Raw genomic sequence first — 15,292 nt, 5'->3', positions numbered from 1 at the left:
GCACGAACACCGGCTGTCGCGGCGGGCTCCGGTGATCTATTCTGTTGGCGGCGTGCCGCCGGCGGCGCTGTGATCGGGTGCCGTCATCGCCGCGCCGATGCGCATTTTTCCGCGTCCGAACGGCAGGACCGGTGCCCGGTACTCCAGAGCGGGAGCGTCGCCCGGGGCGAGGGTGTACCGCGCCTCACCGAATCGCCAGACCCGGTTGAACAGGAAGACACCGATGACGACGGCGCGGTCGGCGGGCACCTGCCATGTGCCGACGCCCCACTGCGTGGGCTGACCGCGCTCGCCGATGACGAGCGTCGGGCGGATGCGCGCATACAGCGCGAACCGCGGTTTACGGAAGGTCAACTCGATGCGGCGGGTGGCTGCTTCGGCGGCGAGCGGGTCGGCAGGTCGCGTTTCGGGCATCTGTCGACCGTAGCGCGGTGCGGGCGTCGCGGCCGACCCGCCCGGCGGCATCCGTCGCCCCGCCCGGGGCCTCGGGCTGTTGCGGCGCCCGGGCCCGCGCTGCGCCGCGCTCGCTCGTGGTGTGTGCCCGCGTGCCCGCGGTCACGCGCTGCTCCGGTGTCGCTCGTGGCGGGTGCGGGGGCCGCCGCACTGTGCGGTTGTGACACCCGAGCCGCGCCTGGCGCCGCGGGCGCGCGGCTCCGGGCTGCTCCGCGCGGCTCCGGTGTCGCGTTTGGCGGGTTGTCGGGGCGGGACACCGTGCGGAAGTGACACTCGAACGGCTCGGGATGCCGCGGGCGCGCGGGTCGGCGGGCACGCGGGCACGCGGCGGCGGGGACCGGCATCGGGCGGTGACAGGATTGAGGGATGACCGCTTCGCTCGTCGCCCGCAACCTCGCGGGCGGGTACGGCCACCGCACGCTGTTCGACGGGCTCGACCTCACCGTCGCGCCCGGCGACGTGATCGGCGTCGTCGGCGCGAACGGCGCCGGCAAATCCACGCTGCTGCGCCTGCTCGCCGGCATCGACCAGCCGCAGGCCGGCACCATCACCGTCTCGCCGTCCGACGCCTTCGTCGGCTGGCTGCCGCAGGAGCACGAGCGCGTCGAGGGTGAGACCGTCGCCGCCTACATCGCCCGCCGCACCGGGTGTGCCGCCGCCACGAGAGACATGGATGCCGCAGCGGCCGCGCTCGCAGACCCGACGCCGCCCGCGGGCACCGGTGTCGATCCCGCCGACGCGTACTCGACGGCGCTGGACCGCTGGCTCGCCAGCGGCGCCGCCGACCTCGACGAGCGGCTCCCGGTCGTGCTCGCCGACCTCGGCCTCGACCTCGGCGACGCCCCCGAAGACGCACTCATGACGGCGCTGTCGGGCGGGCAAGCCGCCCGCGTGGGGCTGGCGGCGCTGCTGCTGTCCCGCTTCGACATCGTGCTGCTCGACGAACCCACCAACGACCTCGACCTCGACGGGCTCGAGCGCCTCGAGGCATTCGTGCGGGGCCTGCGGGGCGGCGTCGTGCTCGTCAGCCACGACCGCGAGTTCCTGGCGCGGTGCGTCACCCGCGTGCTCGAACTCGACATCGCGCAGGGGACGAACCAGGTGTTCGGCGGCGGCTACGAGGCCTACCTCGAAGAGCGCGCGACGCTGCGCCGGCACCAGCGGGAGAAGTACGACGAGTTCGCCGACAAGAAGGCCGACCTCGTCGCCCGCGCCCGCACGCAGCGGGAGTGGTCGAGCCAGGGCGTGCGCAACGCCATGCGCAAGGCGCCCGACAACGACAAGATCCGCCGCAAGGCCGCCAGTGAGTCCAGCGAGAAGCAGGCGCAGAAGGTGCGGCAGATGGAGAGTCGCATCGCGCGGCTCGACGAGGTGGAGGAGCCGCGCAAGGAATGGCAGCTGCAGTTCACGATCGGGTCGGCACCACGGTCGAGCTCCGTCGTCTCGACCCTGAGTGGTGCGGTCATCCGTCAAGGGTCCTTCACGCTCGGTCCGGTGTCGCTGCAGGTGAACGCGGGGGAGCGCATCGGCATCACCGGTCCTAACGGTGCCGGCAAGACGACGCTGCTGCGTGCGCTGCTCGGCCGCCGGCAGCCCGACGAGGGCACCGCGAGCCTGGGTGCGAGCGTGCAGATCGGCGAGATCGACCAGGCGCGGTCCCTGCTGACCGGATCACAGGCGCTCGCCGACGCGTTCGAGGCACTCGTGCCCGAGATGGCATCCGGTGAGGTGCGCACGCTGCTGGCGAAGTTCGGGCTCAAAGCCGACCACGTCAGCCGCCCCGTCGACGAGCTCTCGCCGGGCGAGCGCACCCGCGCGGGCCTCGCGCTGCTGCAGGCCCGCGGGGTCAACCTGCTCGTGCTCGACGAGCCGACCAACCACCTCGACCTGCCCGCCATCGAGCAGCTCGAGGACGCGCTGGAGAGCTACGAGGGAACGCTGCTGCTGGTCACCCACGACCGCCGCATGCTCGACACCGTGGAGACCGACCGCCGCTGGCGGGTCGAGGCGGGACAGGTCACCGAGCTGTAGTCGGAAAAGGTCGGGCGCCGCTCAGCGACCCTGGCGCTTCTTGTACGGCTTCGGCTGACCCTTGACCACGGGCGCGCGGCCCTTGCCCTTGGACGCCTTCGCCTTGCCTCCCGCCGGAACGGTGGGCTTGGCGGCGGGTGCGGGGGCGGTGGCGATGCGTTCGCGCGCCTCGGCCAGCAGCAGCTCACCGGGCGGGGTCAGCCGGGTGCCGTTGCTGTCGCGGGCGAACAGGGCATGGCCCACCTCGGCCTCGAGCTTGTCGATCGTGGTGTACAGCGAGGCCAGCGGGATGCCGAGCGTCTCGGCTGCGCGAGGGAAATGCAGCTGCTCGGCCACCGCGACGAAGCGCTCGAGCTGGGTGATGTTCACGGGGAGCCTTTCACGGCGACGTCGGAAGTCCCCGTCCATTGTCGCAGGCGCCCCACAGCGCTCGGGACGACCGAAATCATCGCCGGCGTCCTGGTGCTCGCGGGCTTCGCGATCCAGGTGCCCCGCTCAGTCGGTCTTGACTTCGCCGGTCCCCACATCGACGACGGGAGCGTCGGGTGCATCCGTCGCGGGCCCGACCCCCACCGGGATGCCCACCTCGGGGTGGTTCAGGTCGAACGCGGGGCGCTCACTGCGGATGCGGGGGATGGTGGTGAAGTTGTGGCGAGGCGGCGGGCAGCTGGTCGCCCACTCCAGCGAGCCGCCGTACCCCCAGGGATCGTTGACGGTGATCGTCGGCGCACTCCGCGCGGTGATCCACACGTTGAACAGGAAGGGCAGCATGGACGCCCCGAGCAGCATGGCGCCCGCGGTGGAGATCTGGTTCTGCCACGTGAAGCCGTCGAGCGCCGAGTACTCCGCGTAGCGGCGAGGCATGCCCTCCACGCCCAGCCAGTGCTGCACGAGGAAGGTCATGTGGAACCCGATGAACAGCATCCAGAAGTGCACGTAGCCCAGGCGCTCGTTCAGCATCCGCCCGGTCCACTTGGGCCACCAGAAGTAGAACCCGGCGAACATCGCGAACACCACGGTGCCGAACACGACGTAGTGGAAGTGCGCGACCACGAAATAGGTGTCGGAGATCTGGAAGTCCAGCGGCGGCGAGGCGAGGATCACGCCCGTCAGTCCGCCGAAGACGAAGGTCACGAGAAAGCCGAGCGCCCACACCATGGGCGTTTCGAAGGTGATCGACCCGCGCCACATCGTGCCGATCCAGTTGAAGATCTTCACTCCCGTCGGCACTGCGATGAGCATCGTCATCAAGGCGAAGAAGGGCAGCAGCACGGCACCGGTGACGTACATGTGGTGCGCCCAGACGGCCACCGAGAGCGCCGCGATCGCGATGGTGGCGTAGACCAGTGTCTTGTAACCGAAGATCGGCTTGCGGCTGAACGCCGGGATGATCTCGGAGATGATGCCGAAGAACGGCAGCGCGATGATGTACACCTCGGGGTGGCCGAAGAACCAGAACAGGTGCTGCCACAGCAGCACGCCGCCGTTCTGCGGATCGAAGATGTGCGCCCCGAGGATCCGGTCGGCGCCGGCCGAGAACAGGGCGGCGGCCAGCACGGGGAACGCCATGATCACGAGGATGCTCGTGACGAGCGTGTTCCACGAGAAGATCGGCATGCGCCACATCGTCATTCCGGGCGCGCGCATCGTGATGATGGTGGTGATGAAGTTGACCGAGCCGAGGATCGTGCCGAAACCGCTCATGCCGAGGCCCAGCATCCAGAGATTCCCGCCCACGCCCGGCGAGAACGTCGCGCCGGCCAAGGGCTGATACGCGGTCCAGCCGAACGCGGCCGCACCCTGCGGGGTAAGAAAACCCGACAGCGCGATCAGCGACCCGAAGAGGAAGAGCCAGAAGGACAGGGCGTTCAGCCTGGGGAACGCGACATCGGGGGCACCGATCTGCAGCGGCATGATCGCATTGGCGAACCCCGCGAACAGCGGGGTCGCGAACAACAGCAGCATGATCGTGCCGTGCATCGTGAACAGCTGGTTGTACTGCTCCTTCGTCGGCACCACCTGCATGCCGGGCTCGAACAGCTCGGCGCGGATGACCAGCGCCATCACCCCGCCCAGGAGAAAGAACAGCATGGAGGCGATGATGTACATGTAGCCGATGGTCTTGTGGTCGGTGGAGGTCAGCCACCGCACCAGCAGATTGCCCTTCGCCTGCACGCGCGTCTGCGACATCAGCGCCGCCTGGCGCGGCGGAAGTTCGTTCGGCGGCCGGTTCCCGGTGACCGTGGAGGGAGCGGATTGCGACACCGTCATTCCTTCCCAGAAGCGACACTGCTCACGGTGCGAGAACCGTAGGCCAGGTTCGCCGTATCACAACACCCGATTGCATCGATGCGGATGCCGGAGTATAACCGGGGGTTTACCTGGCTGTCAGCCGAGCGTTCCGGCGGCACCTCGGGGGCAAGATAGACGTATGTCGACCAACCCCTTCCAGTCGCGCCCGTGGCTAGCCGCCTATGCGGAGGGGGTGCCCGCCGAGATCGAGTCGCCCACCCAGACGCTGCCCGAGATGATCACCGCGACCGTGAAGGCGTTCGGCCGCCGACCCGCGCTGGAATTCTTCGGCGCCACGACCACATACGCGCAGCTCGGCGACCAGATCCAACGCGCCGCCGAGGGACTGCGCCGACTCGGCGTCAGCAAGGGCGACCGAGTGGCGATCGTGCTGCCCAACTGCCCACAGCACGTCGTGGCGTTCTACGCGGTGCTGCGGCTCGGGGCGATCGTCATCGAGCACAATCCCCTCTACACCGCCCGTGAGCTGCGGCATCAGTTCGAGGACCATGGCGCGCAGGTCGCGATCGTGTGGGACAAGATGGTCGACACCGTCGCCGACTTCCCCTCCGACGTGCGCCCCGCGCGCATCATCAGCGTGGACATGACCGAGGCGCTGCCCACCGCGAAGCGCCTGGCGTTGCGCCTGCCCATTGCGAAGGCACGCGAATCGCGGGCAGCGCTCACCGGCACGCCGAAGCTGCGGCATCCCCTCGCGTGGCGGAAGCTGCTGGACCGCGGCCGACTCTCCTCGCGGGTGCCCGGGCCGACGCTGGAGGACATCGCGGTGCTGCAGTACACCAGCGGCACCACCGGCAGCCCCAAGGGCGCGATGCTGAGCCACAGCAATCTGCAGGCCAACGCGATGCAGGGCGCCGCGTGGGTGCCGGGCCTCGTCGAGGGCGAGGAGACCTTCTACGGGATCCTGCCGTTGTTCCACGCCTACGGGATGACGCTGTGCCTCACCACGGCGATGAGCCTGGGGGCGAAGCTCGTGCTGTTCCCGAAGTTCGACGTGGGCCTCGCGGCCGAGGCCGCCCGCAAGAGCCCGCCCACCTTCCTGCCGGCGGTGCCGCCGATCTACGAGCAGCTCGCCCGCGCCGCCGCCCGCAAGACGATGGATCTGTCGAAGGTGCGCTTCTCGATCTCCGGCGCCATGAGCCTGCCGGTAGGGACGGTGCGCCGGTGGGAGGAAGCGACGGGCGGACTGCTCGTCGAGGGCTACGGCATGACCGAAAGCTCCCCGATCGCCATCGGCAACCCCATGGGGCCGTCGCGGCGCCCGGGGACCGTGGGCGTCCCGTTCCCGAGCACCGAAATCCGGGTCGTCGACCCTGCCGACCCCACGGTCGACCGGCCGCTGGGGGAGACCGGCGAACTGCTCGTGCGCGGCCCGCAGGTCTTCCAGGGGTACTGGCGGCGACCGGCGGAGACGGCCGAGACGTTGCTCGCCGACGGCTGGCTGCGCACAGGTGACATCGCCTCGGTCTCACCCGACGGGTTCGTGACGATCGTCGACCGGCTGAAGGAGCTCATCATCACCGGCGGCTTCAACGTGTCGCCCACCGAAGTCGAGGACACCCTGCGCTCGCACCCCGACATCGACGATGCCGCCGTCGTCGCGCTGCCGCGCTCGCACGGCGGTGAGGACGTCGCCGCTGCCGTCGTGCTGCGCTCGGGCGCGACCCTCGAACCCGAGGGGCTGCGCGACTACTGCCGCAGCCGGCTCGCCGCGTACAAGGTGCCCAAGCGCATCGTGCAGATGGACGATCTGCCCCGCTCGCTCATCGGTAAGGTGATGCGCCGCGAGGTGCGCGAACAGATTCTCGCGACCACGTCGACGAAGTGAAGCCGGGAGGCGACGACGACCCGAACGTCGTCGCCTCAACCGGGGCCTTTTCACATCTGATTCCACCCTACGCAGGTGGTTTTCCGTCGAAAGAGCATTGACCGTACGGTCTCGTTCTGGTAGGTCCAGGAATACCCTGGGGTGGTATCCCGTTGCTACGATGAGTGTACCCCTCGGGGGTATTCGGGACAACGAAGAGCGAGGACATTCTCATGATGACGAATGAGTACCAGGTCACCGGCATGTCGTGCGGCCACTGCGAGGCCGCCGTGCGAGGCGAGGTGTCGAAGATCGCCGGGGTGGAGGGCGTGGAGGTCAGCGCCGCGGAAGGTCGCCTCGTCGTGACCTCGGCCGCGCCGCTGGCCGATGACGACGTCATCGCAGCCGTCGACGAGGCCGGCTACACCGCCGCCCGCGTCTGAATCGGGGAGAGCCATGAGCAGCATCGGCGCAGACCAGGCGCGCTTCGAATTCGAGATCGGCGGCATGACGTGCTCGTCGTGCGCCGCGCGCATCGAGAAGAAGCTCAATCGCATGGACGGCGTCTCGGCGACGGTGAACTACGCCACCGAGAAGGCGCAGGTCACCGTGCCCCGCGATCTCGACGCCGCCGCCGTCATCGCCGAGATCGAGGCGACCGGATACACCGCCGCGCTGCCCGTCCTGCCCGACGCCGAGTCGTCCGCGACGGACTCCGACGCCGAAGCCGACGACCCGGAGCTGCGTTCGCTGCGTCAGCGCCTGATCGGCTCCATCGTGCTGTCGGTGCCGGTGATCCTGATGTCGATGATCCCGGCGCTGCAGTTCCCGAACTGGCAGTGGCTCTCTCTCGCACTCGCCGCGCCCGTCGTGGTGTGGGGTGCGTGGCCGTTCCACCGCGCGGCGGCCATCAACCTGCGCCACGGCGCGGCCACGATGGACACCCTGGTGAGCATGGGCACCGGGGCGGCGCTGCTGTGGTCGTTGTATGCGTTGTTCTTCGGCACCGCCGGGATGACCGGCATGACCCACCCGTTCTCGTTCACGATCGGCACCGCCGACGCCAGTGGCCAGATCTACCTCGAGGTCGCGGCGGGCGTGACGATGTTCGTGCTTGCCGGCCGCTACGTCGAGAAGCGCGCCAAGCGGCGCGCGGGCGCGGCGCTGCGTGCGCTGCTGCACCTCGGCGCCAAGGACGTCGTCGTGCTGCGCGAGGGCATCGAGACCCGCGTGCCGGTCGCGGAACTTCGGGTGGGGGACGAGTTCGTCGTGCGCCCGGGCGAGAAGATCGCCACGGACGGCGTCGTGGTCTCCGGCGCCTCGGCGGTGGACGAGTCGCTGCTGACCGGTGAGTCGCTGCCGGTCGAGGTTGCGCCGGGGGATGCCGTCACGGGCGCGACCGTCAACGCCGGTGGCCGGCTCGTGGTGCGCGCCACCCGGGTGGGCGCCGACACCCAGCTCGCGCAGATGGCCAGGCTGGTCGAGCAGGCGCAGTCCGGCAAGGCCGAGGTGCAGCGTCTCGCCGACCGTATCTCCGGCGTCTTCGTCCCCATCGTCATCGTCATCGCGCTCGGCACGCTCGCCGGCTGGATCATCGCCGGAGCACCGCTGAGCGCGGCGTTCACCGCCACCGTCGCGGTGCTGATCATCGCCTGCCCGTGCGCGCTCGGGCTCGCCACGCCCACGGCGCTGCTGGTGGGCACCGGCCGCGGAGCGCAGCTGGGTGTGCTCATCAAAGGACCCGAGGTGCTCGAGTCCACGCGCCGCGTCGACACGATCGTGCTCGACAAGACCGGTACCGTCACGACCGGTCGTATGAGCGTGGTCGGCGTCTCCGCCGCCGAGGGTGAGGACCCCGACCGGGTGCTGCGGCTGGCAGGTGCGGTCGAGCACGCCAGCGAGCATCCGATCGGCACCGCGATCGCCCAGGCCGCCGTCGACCGCACCGGCCCGCTCGCGGCGGTCGCCGATTTCCGCAGCACTGCGGGCAAGGGCGTGAGCGGTGTCGTCGACGGGCACGCGGTGATCGTCGGCCGCGCCGCACATCTCGCCGACTGGGCGCTGCACCCGGACGAGGGTGTGCAGACGGCTCTGGAGGCCGCGGCGCAGCGCGGGCAGACCGCGGTGCTCGTGGCCTGGGATGGCAAGGCCCGCGGCGCGATCGTCGTGGCCGACCGCCCCAAGCCCACCAGCGTCGCCGCCGTCGCGCAGCTGCGCCGCCTCGGGCTCACGCCGGTGCTGCTCACCGGCGACAGCCAGGCCGTCGCCGCGCACATCGCCGCCGAGGTCGGCATCGACCAGGTGTTCGCCGAGGTCATGCCCGCCGACAAGGTCGCCGTCGTGGCCCGGCTGCAGTCCGAGGGCAGGGTCGTCGCGATGGTCGGCGACGGCGTCAACGACGCCGCGGCGCTGGCGCAGGCAGACCTCGGCATGGCGATGGGCACCGGCACGGATGCCGCGATCGAGGCGGCCGACATCACTCTCGTCCGCGGCGACCTGCGTGCCGCCGCCGACGCGGTGCGGCTGTCGCGCAAGACGCTGCGCACGATCAAGACGAACCTGTTCTGGGCCTTCGCCTACAATGTGGCTGCCATCCCGCTCGCAGCATTGGGTCTGCTGAACCCCATGATCGCCGGCGCCGCGATGGCCTTCTCGAGTGTCTTCGTCGTGGGCAACAGCCTGCGGCTGCGCCGCTTCCAACCTCTCGTGGCCACCACGAGCACCTCGCACCGAAGGGACCGGGTGTCATGACGACCGCAGACGACGCGCACGACGCGCACGACGCGCACGGACACACGCACGGCTACATCACCGACAAGGACAAGTACCTCAACCGTCTCAAGCGCATCGAGGGGCAGGCCAGGGGCGTGCACAAGATGATCGACGACGAGAAGTACTGCATCGACATCCTCACGCAGATCAGTGCGCTCACCAGCGCGCTGAACTCGGTGGCGGTGGGGCTCCTCGACGATCACCTGAAGCACTGCGTCGTGGACGCGGCGCGCCTCGGGGGCGACGAAGCGGATATCAAGATCGCCGAGGCCACGGCAGCCATCGCGCGTCTCGTGCGTTCCTGACGCGGGTCAGCCCGCAGGCAGCACCCCGACACCGTCGCGCCGGTCGAAGACGAGGTGCGTCTCGGTGGAGCGCACACTCGGGTGCACGGTGATGTGCTCGAGCACGAGGTCGCGCAGGGCATGAGCATCGGCGGCAGCCACGTGCAGCACGAAGTCGTCCTCGCCGGCCACGTGGAAGACCTCGATCACCCCGGGGATCTGGGTGAGCGCCTGGAACAGCTGCGTCACCCCGGCCTTGGTGTGGCTGCCCAGGCGCACGTTCACCACCGCGCGCAGCGGAAAGCCGAGGGCGGCGATGTCCACCCGGGCCCGCGTGTCGATGATGAGGCCGCGCCGGCGCAGCACCCGTACGCGGTGCGCGCACGTGGACTCCGCGAGGTGCAGTCGCTCGGCCAGCGCCTTGTTGGTGATGTCCGCGCGCGCGGTCAGCACCGCGAGGATCGCGAGATCGACGTCGTCGACCTCACCGACATCGGGTTGTGATCTGGCCAAGACAGTGCCTCCGAGAGGGGTGGATGCCGCACGAAACACGGCATCCAGGGCTGTGGTCAGCGTAGCGTGCGGACATCAGCCCAGAAGCCTGCGATTCGCGCATCATGGGGCCATGAACTCTGAGAACTGGCATCCCGATACGGTGGCGGTCCACGCCGGACGTGAGGACTTCGCCGCCCTGGGCGTGCATGCAGCCCCGATCGACCTGTCGACGACCAACCCCCTGCCCGACGTCGAGCGTGGCGGCGACAGCTACGAGACCCTCGCCACCGGCGGGCGCCCGACCGACGACGGCAGCATGGTCTACGCGCGACTGTGGAACCCGACCGTCGCGCGGTTCGAAGCGGCGCTCGCGCTGCTGGAAGGCGCCGAGGCGGCGGTCGCCTTCGCGTCGGGCATGGCCGCGACCACGGCGGCGATCCTCGCGCACACACAAGCGGTCGGCCGGCCCCACATCGTCGCGGTGCGTCCGCTGTACGGCGGCACCGACCACCTGCTGGCGAGCGGCCTGCTGGGCAACGAGGTGACGTTCTGCTCAGAGGCCGAGGTGGCGGGGTCGCTGCGCCCCGACACCGGCCTGGTCGTGCTCGAGACCCCCGCCAATCCCACCCTCGAACTCGTCGACATCGCGGCGGTCGTCGCAGACTCCGCCGGTGTGCCCGTGCTCGTGGACAACACCTTCGCCACGCCCGTGCTGCAGCGGCCGCTGGCGCTGGGTGCGGCGATGTCGCTGCACAGCGGCACGAAGTATCTGGGCGGACACGGCGATGCGATGGCCGGCGTCATCGCGTGCTCGGAGGAGACCGCCGAGGCGCTGCGGCGCGTGCGCGCCATCACCGGCGCGCTGCTGCATCCGCTCGGCGCCTACCTCATGCACCGGGGTCTCGCCACGCTGCCGGTGCGCATGCGCGCCCAGCAGCAGACGGCGGAGAAGCTGGCGGCGTGGCTCGACACGCATCCCGCGGTCTCGCGGATGCACTACCCGGGCCTGCACGGCGACCCGCGCGGGCTGCTGACGCGTCAGCTGAGCGGCGGCGGCGCGATGATCGCCGTCGAACTGCGCGGGGGCTATGCCGCGGCATCGGCCGTCGCGGGCGCGGTGCGGCTGTTCACGCACGCCGTGTCGCTCGGGGGCGTGGATTCGCTCATCCAGCATCCCGCCGCCCTCACCCACCGGCCGGTGGCGGCGCAGGCGCGGCCGTCCGCCGCGCTGCTGCGGCTGTCGGTGGGACTCGAGGATATCGATGACCTGCGGGCCGATCTCGATGCCGCGCTGTCTGCTGTCGTGGCCTCGAACCCTGAGACGCGTGAGATGCGACTGCCGGTGTGAGCGAGGCCCACACCGGCAGTCGGCGATGCTGATTCAGTTGATCAGGGCTGCGGGTAGCGCATGACGATGCGCCCCTCGATCTTGCCCTGCTCCATGCGCTCGAAGATGTCGTTGATGTCTTCGAGTCGCTCGACCGACACCGTCGGGTGGATCTCGCCGCGGGCGAAGAAGTCCAGCGCCTCGACCATGTCCTGACGGGTTCCGACGATCGAGCCGCGGATCGTGATGGCCCGCAGCACGGTGTCGAAGATGTCGGCGGGGAACTTCCCCGGGGGGAGGCCGACGAACACCACGGTGCCGCCGCGGCGGCTCATGCCGGTGCCCTGGGCGAACGCCTGCGGGTGCACGGCCGTGACCAGCACACCGTGCGCACCGCCGATGCGCTCCTGGATCTCGGCGATGGGGTCGGTCTTGGCCGCGTTGACGGTGATCTCGGCGCCGTGACGGCGGGCAAGGAACAGCTTGTCGTCGTCGATGTCGACGGCGGCGACGCGCATGCCCATGGCGCGGGCGTACTGCACGGCCACGTGGCCGAGCCCGCCGATGCCGGAGATGACGACCCACTCGCCCGGCTTCACCTCGGTCATCTTCAGGCCCTTGTAGACCGTGACGCCGGCGCACAGGATCGGCGCGACCTCATCGGGGTCCACCCCGTCGGGGATGCGGGCGGCGAACCGCTCGTCGACGAGCATGTACTCGCCGAAGCTGCCGTCGACCGAGTAGCCGCCGTTGTGCTGTTCGGGGCACAGGGTCTCCCAGCCGGTGCGGCAGAACTCGCACACGCCGCACGCGCTCCACAGCCACGCGTTGCCGACCTTGTCGCCGACGGCGAGCGTCGTGACGCCTTCGCCGAGGGCGACGACCTCACCGTAGCCCTCGTGGCCGGGGATGAGGTCGGACTTCGGGGGGACCGGCCAGTCGCCGCGGGCAGCGTGCAGGTCGGTGTGGCAGACGCCACTGGTGATCACCCGCACCAGGGCCTGACCAGGCCCGGGGGTGGGGATCGGGACTTCCTTCACCGCCAGCGGCTGGTCGGGGGCGGTGACGACGGCGGCGCGCATGACGCCGCCCGGGACGAGTCCGCGGTCCGTCTCGGCCGCGTTCGCCATCGTGTTCATGACAGGTCACTTCCTTGCGGACGGACGGGCGCCGTCCCTCGGAAGCCATGTTAGCGACGTGGTCAGACCACAGCAAGAGGCGCAACGACACCAGGCGACGCCCGCTCGGGTCGCCGCCTGGTGTCGTTGCCGGTGGTCACACCGTCTGGTCGGCGTGCGCCCCCTCGGCGATCTCCTCGACCACCTTCGCGTTGAATGCGGGCAGGTCGTCGGGCGTGCGGCTCGACACGAGGCCCGCATCGACCACGACCTCCTCGTCGACCCAGTTCGCTCCGGCGTTGCGCAGATCGGTCTTCAGGCTCGGGTAGCTCGTGATCGTGCGGTCATTGAGCACATCGGCGTCGGCGAGGATCCACGCGCCGTGGCAGATCACGCCCACGGGCTTGTGCTGCGCGAAGAAATCACGCGCGAACGACACCGCGGTGTCGTCCATGCGCAGGTTGTCGGCGTTCACGACGCCGCCGGGAAGGACCAGCGCGTCGAACTGAGAGGCGTCGGCCGAGGCAACGGCCAGGTCGACCGTCTGCTCGTGACCGTTCTTGCCGCTCACGCTCCCGTCCACGGGGGAGACCAGCACCGCCGTGGCGCCGGCGTCGGTCACCGCCTGCCAGGGGGAAGTCAGCTCGCTGTCTTCGAAACCGTCGGTCAGCAGGAACGCCACGCGCTTGCCGGTGATGTCGGTCATCTCGTCGTCCTCTCGTCGGTGGGGTCCGGGGGTGGCCCGGGTATGACCACGGTAGACAATCGCCGCGTGGGGCGGCGGGGGGTTGCGCGTCGCGGCCCGCTGACCTAACGCGCGGCTAGCATGGAGCCATGACCACCTCGAACCCGTCCGTCACCCAGCCCCTCCAGCCCGTCGGCGACGACAAGAACCTGCTCGCCGCCCCGCAGGACAACGCCTGCGCCTGTGGTGGCTGCGGCTGCAACTGACCTGACTCAGTGCCCCGCCGGCAGCTCCGCGGGAGCGTCGGCGGGTTTGCGGATCAGTGCCGCACCCACCAGCAGCGGCAGCGAGATGATCGCCGCCACGAGGAACGCCGCGCGTGTGCCTGCGGCGCCCGCAGCGGCCGCCCCCGCACCGGCATCCACCGCCGCCGTCGATGCCGACGACAGCGTCGTGATGAGAACGGCGATGCCCGCGGCCCCCGACACCTGCTGAATCGTCGTCACCACCGCGCTGCCGTGCGAGTACAGCCGCGGCGGGAGCGAGCCCAGTGACGAGGTGAGCAGCGGGGTGAACGACATCGCCAGTCCGAGCGAGAGCGCCGTCTGGGCGATGACCAGCAGCCACACCGGTGTGCTCTCGGTGAGGCCGGTGAACAGCCACAGGATGGCCACCACCAGGGTGCTGCCGGGGATGAGCAGCACCCGCGTGCCCCATCTGTCGTAGACGCGCCCGATGAGGGGGCCGGCCAGACCCATCGCGAGGGCCCCGGGCAGCACCACGAGGCCCGACTGCAGTGCGGTGAGGCCGAGCACACCCTGGGTGTACAGCGGCAGCACGGTGAGGGTGCCGAAGAAGGCCATCGACATGAAGGTGAGGTGGCCCACCGACAGCGAGAAGTTGCGGAAGCGGAAGACCCGCAGGTCCAACAGGGCGTCGTCGACGCGCTGCAGGCGCAGCTGCCGCCAGACGAAGAGGCCGAGCGAGACCGCGCCGATGCTGAGGGACACCACCAGCGTCGTGGTCGACAGCGCGGCCGCGGCGTCGCCGCCGTGGCCGCCACCGAGCTGACTGAGCCCGAACACCACGCCGCCGAACCCGAGGGCCGAGAGCACCACCGACAGCACGTCGAGCGGCGCGTGCCGTGGCTCGCCGAGATTGTGGATCCAGCGTGCCCCGACACCGAGGGCGATCAGCGCGATGGGCAGCACGATGGCGAAGATCCAGCGCCACGAGAGGGTGTCGAGGAGGAACCCCGACATGGTGGGTCCGATGGCGGGCGCGAGCGAGATCACGACCGACACGCGCCCCATCATGCGTCCCCGGTGCGCGGCGGGAACCACGGTCATCAGGGTCGTCATCAGCAGCGGCATCATGATGGCGGTGCCGGATGCCTGGATGACCCGGCCCGCCAGCAGCACCGGGAAGCCCGGTGCGACGAGGGCGACGGCGGTGCCGGCGGAGAACAGCCCCATCGCCGTGATGAACACCGCCCGCGTGGTGAGACGCTGCAGCAGGAAGCCCGTGGTGGGGATGACGACGGCCATGGTCAGCATGAACGCGGTCGTCAGCCATTGCGCAGCGACGGCGGTGATGCCGAGATCGACGATGAGGTGCGGGATCGCCACACCCATCGTGGTCTCGTTGAGGATGGCGACGAATGCGGCGGCGAGCAGCAGCCAGATGACACGCTCGGCCTCGGCGGAGACCCCGGAGGCACGCCGTGCGACCCGGCCGGTCCCGGTCGATGTGTGCGTTGCGGCCATGGTCACCTCGTTGCGGTTACGGCCGCCGGGTGGGCGGCTACTCGGTGTCGTTCCAGTCCTCGGAGCCGGGGGCGTCGGTGGGGGTCGGCTCGGGAGCGTCTTCGTCGAGCTGGGAAGGAGAGGGGTTCACGAGTTCCTCTTCGGGGATCTTCTGCAGCGCATCGATCTCCGCGCGCAGGTCGTCGAGGGCGGCCCGGTCGTCATCGGGGGTGCTGGTCATGCCGACACCCTAGTCCTCGCG

14 protein-coding genes are annotated in these 15,292 nt (G+C 70.2%); 6 read left to right on the top strand and 8 right to left on the bottom strand.

The genetic code is table 11. From position 1 onward, the window contains the following. Positions 1–36: 36 nt before the first annotated feature. Positions 37–414: a hypothetical protein gene (locus H9651_RS04155; RefSeq protein ID WP_191717828.1), complete on the bottom strand. Its 378-nt coding sequence runs from the start codon at positions 412–414 to the stop codon at positions 37–39. A gap of 405 nt (positions 415–819) precedes the next feature. Here H9651_RS04155 and H9651_RS04150 point away from each other — a divergent pair, with 405 nt between their 5' ends. Next, positions 820–2,484, top strand: coding sequence for an ABC-F family ATP-binding cassette domain-containing protein (locus H9651_RS04150; RefSeq protein ID WP_191717827.1), 1,665 nt, complete (start codon positions 820–822; stop codon positions 2,482–2,484). Positions 2,485–2,505: 21 nt separating this feature from the next. On the opposite strand, the gene H9651_RS04145 is transcribed toward H9651_RS04150, so the two are convergent. Continuing rightward, positions 2,506–2,853 carry a LysR family transcriptional regulator gene (locus H9651_RS04145; RefSeq protein ID WP_191717826.1) on the bottom strand — a complete coding sequence of 116 codons (348 nt, stop codon included), beginning with the start codon at positions 2,851–2,853 and terminating at the stop codon, positions 2,506–2,508. 126 nt (positions 2,854–2,979) lie between these two features. Next, positions 2,980–4,674: an aa3-type cytochrome oxidase subunit I gene (gene ctaD / locus H9651_RS04140; RefSeq protein WP_225216323.1), complete on the bottom strand. Its 1,695-nt coding sequence runs from the start codon at positions 4,672–4,674 to the stop codon at positions 2,980–2,982. Positions 4,675–4,915: 241 nt separating this feature from the next. On the opposite strand from ctaD, the gene H9651_RS04135 reads away from it, so the two are divergent. The 4 genes from H9651_RS04135 (at position 4,916) to H9651_RS04120 (ending at position 9,681) form a co-directional block, all read left to right on the top strand. Beyond that, the gene (locus H9651_RS04135) at positions 4,916–6,625 is read left to right on the top strand and encodes a long-chain-fatty-acid--CoA ligase (RefSeq protein ID WP_191717824.1); all 1,710 of its coding nucleotides are present in this window, start codon (positions 4,916–4,918) and stop codon (positions 6,623–6,625) included. A gap of 212 nt (positions 6,626–6,837) precedes the next feature. Then, positions 6,838–7,047, top strand: coding sequence for a heavy-metal-associated domain-containing protein (locus H9651_RS04130; RefSeq protein ID WP_191717823.1), 210 nt, complete (start codon positions 6,838–6,840; stop codon positions 7,045–7,047). 13 nt (positions 7,048–7,060) lie between these two features. Beyond that, positions 7,061–9,355: a heavy metal translocating P-type ATPase gene (locus H9651_RS04125; RefSeq protein WP_191717822.1), complete on the top strand. Its 2,295-nt coding sequence runs from the start codon at positions 7,061–7,063 to the stop codon at positions 9,353–9,355. Continuing rightward, positions 9,352–9,681 carry a metal-sensitive transcriptional regulator gene (locus tag H9651_RS04120; protein ID WP_191717821.1) on the top strand — a complete coding sequence of 110 codons (330 nt, stop codon included), beginning with the start codon at positions 9,352–9,354 and terminating at the stop codon, positions 9,679–9,681. The genes H9651_RS04125 and H9651_RS04120 overlap by 4 nt, the downstream gene beginning before the upstream one ends. Positions 9,682–9,687: 6 nt before the next feature. On the opposite strand, the gene H9651_RS04115 is transcribed toward H9651_RS04120, so the two are convergent. After that, on the bottom strand, positions 9,688–10,173 hold the full coding sequence (locus H9651_RS04115) for an Lrp/AsnC family transcriptional regulator (RefSeq protein ID WP_191717820.1): 486 nt from the start codon (positions 10,171–10,173) through the stop codon (positions 9,688–9,690). Between the two features lie 112 nt (positions 10,174–10,285). Here H9651_RS04115 and H9651_RS04110 point away from each other — a divergent pair, with 112 nt between their 5' ends. Beyond that, positions 10,286–11,503, top strand: coding sequence for a trans-sulfuration enzyme family protein (locus tag H9651_RS04110; RefSeq protein ID WP_191717819.1), 1,218 nt, complete (start codon positions 10,286–10,288; stop codon positions 11,501–11,503). Positions 11,504–11,544: 41 nt separating this feature from the next. Here the strand turns inward: H9651_RS04110 and adhP are convergent, their stop codons facing one another. From adhP to H9651_RS04090, 4 genes are all read right to left on the bottom strand, one after another. After that, a complete protein-coding gene (adhP, locus tag H9651_RS04105; RefSeq protein WP_191717981.1) occupies positions 11,545–12,564 on the bottom strand; it encodes an alcohol dehydrogenase AdhP in 1,020 nt (339 codons plus the stop codon). 193 nt (positions 12,565–12,757) lie between these two features. Further along, a complete protein-coding gene (locus tag H9651_RS04100; protein WP_191717818.1) occupies positions 12,758–13,306 on the bottom strand; it encodes a type 1 glutamine amidotransferase domain-containing protein in 549 nt (182 codons plus the stop codon). Positions 13,307–13,557: 251 nt separating this feature from the next. After that, positions 13,558–15,051 carry an MDR family MFS transporter gene (locus tag H9651_RS04095; protein ID WP_191717817.1) on the bottom strand — a complete coding sequence of 498 codons (1,494 nt, stop codon included), beginning with the start codon at positions 15,049–15,051 and terminating at the stop codon, positions 13,558–13,560. A 37-nt stretch (positions 15,052–15,088) separates the two neighbouring features. After that, a complete protein-coding gene (locus H9651_RS04090; protein ID WP_191717816.1) occupies positions 15,089–15,271 on the bottom strand; it encodes a hypothetical protein in 183 nt (60 codons plus the stop codon). Positions 15,272–15,292: the final 21 nt, after the last annotated feature.

The organism is Microbacterium pullorum (assembly GCF_014836535.1).
Classification (GTDB): Bacteria; Actinomycetota; Actinomycetes; order Actinomycetales; family Microbacteriaceae; genus Microbacterium; species Microbacterium pullorum.
The sequence above is the reverse complement of the archived record's forward strand: the minus strand, read 5'-3'. Positions and strand labels throughout refer to the sequence as shown.

What these genes read in the sequence shown, in the direction of transcription:
- H9651_RS04155 (WP_191717828.1), bottom strand. Translation starts at nt 414, where the DNA reads ATGCCCGAAACGCGACCTGCCGACCCGCTCGCCGCCGAAGCAGCCACC.
- H9651_RS04150 (WP_191717827.1), top strand. Translation starts at nt 820, where the DNA reads ATGACCGCTTCGCTCGTCGCCCGCAACCTCGCGGGCGGGTACGGCCAC.
- ctaD (WP_225216323.1), bottom strand. Translation starts at nt 4,674, where the DNA reads ATGTCGCAGACGCGCGTGCAGGCGAAGGGCAATCTGCTGGTGCGGTGG.
- H9651_RS04135 (WP_191717824.1), top strand. Translation starts at nt 4,916, where the DNA reads ATGTCGACCAACCCCTTCCAGTCGCGCCCGTGGCTAGCCGCCTATGCG.
- H9651_RS04130 (WP_191717823.1), top strand. Translation starts at nt 6,838, where the DNA reads ATGATGACGAATGAGTACCAGGTCACCGGCATGTCGTGCGGCCACTGC.
- H9651_RS04125 (WP_191717822.1), top strand. Translation starts at nt 7,061, where the DNA reads ATGAGCAGCATCGGCGCAGACCAGGCGCGCTTCGAATTCGAGATCGGC.
- H9651_RS04120 (WP_191717821.1), top strand. Translation starts at nt 9,352, where the DNA reads ATGACGACCGCAGACGACGCGCACGACGCGCACGACGCGCACGGACAC.
- H9651_RS04110 (WP_191717819.1), top strand. Translation starts at nt 10,286, where the DNA reads ATGAACTCTGAGAACTGGCATCCCGATACGGTGGCGGTCCACGCCGGA.
- adhP (WP_191717981.1), bottom strand. Translation starts at nt 12,564, where the DNA reads ATGCGCGCCGCCGTCGTCACCGCCCCCGACCAGCCGCTGGCGGTGAAG.
- H9651_RS04100 (WP_191717818.1), bottom strand. Translation starts at nt 13,306, where the DNA reads ATGACCGACATCACCGGCAAGCGCGTGGCGTTCCTGCTGACCGACGGT.
- H9651_RS04095 (WP_191717817.1), bottom strand. Translation starts at nt 15,051, where the DNA reads ATGGCCGCAACGCACACATCGACCGGGACCGGCCGGGTCGCACGGCGT.
- H9651_RS04090 (WP_191717816.1), bottom strand. Translation starts at nt 15,271, where the DNA reads ATGACCAGCACCCCCGATGACGACCGGGCCGCCCTCGACGACCTGCGC.